This is a genomic window from Fulvivirga aurantia, from assembly GCF_009711475.1.
In the GTDB taxonomy this organism is placed as follows: Bacteria; Bacteroidota; Bacteroidia; order Cytophagales; family Cyclobacteriaceae; genus Fulvivirga; species Fulvivirga aurantia.
This window is the reverse complement of sequence record NZ_SMMD01000523.1, coordinates 1-3,578: the sequence shown is the minus strand read 5'-3', so window position 1 is coordinate 3,578 and position 3,578 is coordinate 1. Positions and strand designations below refer to the sequence as shown.

Here is a 3,578-nt window from a genome sequence, read left to right as displayed (position 1 = left end):
ATTAGGCAAAGAGAAAACCCGTGCGGTGCGGGCGCGAATATCTGAGCTACTTCAGCATGATAATGACGAGCTTAGAGATAACAAACCAGCGAGAGAGCTGGCATTGATACCTGTGGAGGAGGCCACTATGCTTATGCCTGTGAAAGTACCTAACTACACCGACTTTTACTCTAGTGAGGAGCACGCCACCAACGTAGGTACGATGTTTAGAGATCCAGACAATGCATTGCTTCCTAATTGGAAACACATACCTGTGGGGTATCACGGCAGAGCTTCTTCAATAGTGCCTTCTGGAGTTGATATACACAGGCCTAAAGGTCAAACCAAGGCTCCTGATGCCGATCTGCCATCATTCGGGCCATGTAAACGCATGGATTTTGAGTTGGAAATGGCATTTATAACAGGTAAAGAAAACGGACTTGGCAATGCTGTACCTACCGACAATGCGGAGGACTTTATCTTTGGATTTGTATTGTTTAATGATTGGTCGGCCAGAGATATACAAGTTTGGGAATATGTGCCATTAGGGCCATTTCTAGCTAAGAATTTTGCTTCCTCGATTTCTCCGTGGATCGTAACTATGGATGCATTGGAGCCCTTTAGAATAGCCGGCCCAAAGCAGGAACCGGAAGTGCTGCCGTACCTCAAATATAAAGGTGAAAAGAACTTTGATATAAAATTGCAAGTGTCTCTGCAGCCTGAAGGTGGTGAGGAAAATATAATTTGCAATAGCAACTTTAAATACATGTACTGGAATGTAAACCAGCAACTGGCGCACCATACAGTAAACGGATGTAACCTTCAGGTTGGAGACATGTATGCATCCGGTACCATCAGTGGGCCTACATCAGATTCATACGGTTCTATGTTGGAGTTGGCCTGGAAAGGAACCAAGCCAGTGCAATTATCTGACGGCAGTGAAAGGAAGTTTCTAGAAGATGGTGACACCGTAATTATGAGAGGCCATGCTGAAAATAATGGTGTGCGGGTAGGATTTGGAGAAGTACGCTCAAAAGTGCTTCCAGCCAAATAAAATTTCGATTCAATTAAATCTAAAGACACTATTATATGCTAACCATTGACCCTAAAAAGGTATCGGTTCCAGAGCTTCACTCTTATTTATTGGGGGCAATCGCCCCCAGGCCTATAGCCTTCGCAAGTACGGTTGATAAGGATGGCAAAGTTAACCTGAGCCCTTATAGCTTTTTTAATTGTTTTGGTGCTAATCCACCAATAGTCATTTTTTCACCTGCTCGTAGAGGTAGAGATAATACTACTAAACACACCTATGAAAATGTGAAAGAGGTAAAAGAGGTAGTAATTAATGTGGTTAATTACGCCATTGTTGAGCAAATGTCTTTATCCAGCACTGAGTACCCTAAAGGTGTAAATGAATTTGAAAAAGCAGGACTTACCGAGGCTAAATCTGTGCTGGTGAAACCGCCTAGGGTTAAGGAAGCGCCTGTAGCCTTTGAGTGCAAAGTACTTGAGGTTAAAGAGACAGGTACAGAAGGGGGAGCCGGGAATCTCGTTATCTGCGAAGTTTTACTTGCGCATTTCAATGATGATATTTTAGATGAGAATAAAAAGGTAGACCCTTTTAAACTCGATGCTGTTGCAAGAATGGGAGGTAACTATTACTGCAGGGCACAGGGAGACGCTATTTTTGAAATACCTAAGCCACTAAAAAGCATGGGTATTGGTGTAGATAGTATGCCCGAAGAAGTAAGGTCTAGTCATGTGCTTACAGGTAATAATCTAGGTCGGTTGGGCAATGTAGAAAAGCTGCCGGATCAATCTGAGGTAGAAGCTTTTGTAAAAGGATCTGATATAATTAAAATTGCTAAAGACGATCAATACATCAATAACCTGCATAAGCTTGCTCAAACATATGTCGAAAAGGGAGACTTAGACACAGCCTGGAAAATTTTGCTATCTTCTCAATAAACTTGCCTTGAAGATCAGAATATTTTTTTTGGTGTTATTAGGCACGATCCATTGCCTTGCATCCTCTGCTCAAGATTCTACCAATACGGAGAAAAAGGTAAAGATTATTCCCTTGCCAGCAGTTTTTTACACTCCTGAAACACGTTTGGGATTTGGTGCACTACTGTCTGGCGTGTTTAACATGGGTGATAAGTTAAATACTCGCAATTCTAATGCGCAGGTACTGGCTGCCTATACGCTCAATAAACAAGTAATCTTGCAAACCAGGCATAATCTATTTACCGACAATGAGCGCTTCGTTTTCAATGGTGAATTAAGCTATTATGACTTCCCGATCCTTTACTATGGAATAGGAAACAATACAAAAAAAGAGTTTGAAGAGGACCTGGATTATAAGGTGGTAATCTTTAGGGAGCGTGTGTTAAAGAAAGTGCGAAAAAATCTTTTTGCCGGCCTTCAATATAGATACACCTATTTATATGATCTCATTTATGAGCCGGAGTTTTTGTTAGAAGATAAACAACGACTTGAATCAGAAACGGGTACAAACTCAGGGCTTGGTTATTCTGTAGTTTACGATAGCAGGAATAATGTCTTAAATGCGTCTGAAGGTGTTTTTGCTGAATTCTCTACTTTCTACCATGGTAGTGCGCTTGGCGGTGATTATAATTTTAGTAGATACATAGTTGATTTGAGAAAGTATTGGTCAATCAATGAGCAAAATGTAATAGCCACACAATTTTTTGCAGAGCTTAACTCATCAGAAACTCCTTTTAGAGAAATGTCATTATTAGGAGGTGAAACTATCATGCGAGGTTATTACAATGGTCGGTATAGAGACAATCAGCAGATGGCATTGCAGGCTGCATATCGCAAGCAAATTTTCGGCAGGGTTGGGCTGGTTGCTTTTGGTGCTTTAGGTGATGTTTCGCCAAGATTATCCGCTTTTGATATCTCAGATTTTAAATATACAGTTGGGGGTGGCTTACGATTTATGGTAAACAAATCTGATCGCCTCAATATCAGAATTGATTATGGAATTGGGAAAAACACAAGTGGATTTTACTTTGCATTTGCAGAGGCTTTTTAAATTTTTTTAAAAAAAATTGTAGAATAACCCAACTTTTTTTTATTACCTTCGTAATATCAATTGGTTTACAGGTTGAAAATAAATACTGATTGATTGAAAATGCCGGTGCAATTTGTACTGGCATTTTCTCTTTTCATACAACCTGAAATCAACAACTCTCCCTGCGATTTCTCGTTTAAGCATTACACCAAATCCTTAATAAAAATGAGAAAATACCTTGCTGCTCTTATCGTAATTATGTTGGCCTTTGCCTTGCCGGAATCTAATGCTCAGGAAAAAATGAAAAGCCCACCCGCTTCAGTGGCTGGTGAAATAGATGGCGTGGAGGTTGAAGTAAATTATCACCAACCATCTGCCCGAGGCAGAGTGATGTTGGGTGAGAAATTGCCTTATGGAAAAGTTTGGCGCACAGGTGCCAATGATGCAACCACCATTTCTTTTAGTGAAGATGTAACTGTAGAGGGTGAAGAATTATCTAAAGGAACGTATTCGCTTTTTACCATCCCTGGAGAGGATAGTTGGACCATTATCTTTAATAATC

4 protein-coding genes are annotated in these 3,578 nt (G+C 40.4%); all 4 read left to right on the top strand.

The genetic code is table 11. The features are described from left to right. On the top strand, positions 1-1,033 hold a 1,033-nt coding region (gene fahA, locus E1176_RS04025; protein ID WP_155209286.1), incomplete at its 5' end, for a fumarylacetoacetase. 35 nt (positions 1,034-1,068) lie between these two features. Further along, positions 1,069-1,947 (top strand): flavin reductase family protein, encoded by an 879-nt coding sequence (locus E1176_RS04020; RefSeq protein WP_155209285.1) that lies wholly within the window; start codon positions 1,069-1,071, stop codon positions 1,945-1,947. Between the two features lie 7 nt (positions 1,948-1,954). After that, positions 1,955-3,037 carry a BamA/TamA family outer membrane protein gene (locus tag E1176_RS04015; protein WP_155209284.1) on the top strand — a complete coding sequence of 361 codons (1,083 nt, stop codon included), beginning with the start codon at positions 1,955-1,957 and terminating at the stop codon, positions 3,035-3,037. A 204-nt stretch (positions 3,038-3,241) separates the two neighbouring features. Continuing rightward, the coding region (locus tag E1176_RS04010) for a DUF2911 domain-containing protein (RefSeq protein WP_155209283.1) at positions 3,242-3,578 on the top strand (337 nt) is incomplete at its 3' end.

Bases quoted from the DNA above. Each gene is read 5' to 3' on its own strand.
- E1176_RS04020 (WP_155209285.1), top strand. From the start codon at position 1,069: ATGCTAACCATTGACCCTAAAAAGGTATCGGTTCCAGAGCTTCACTCT.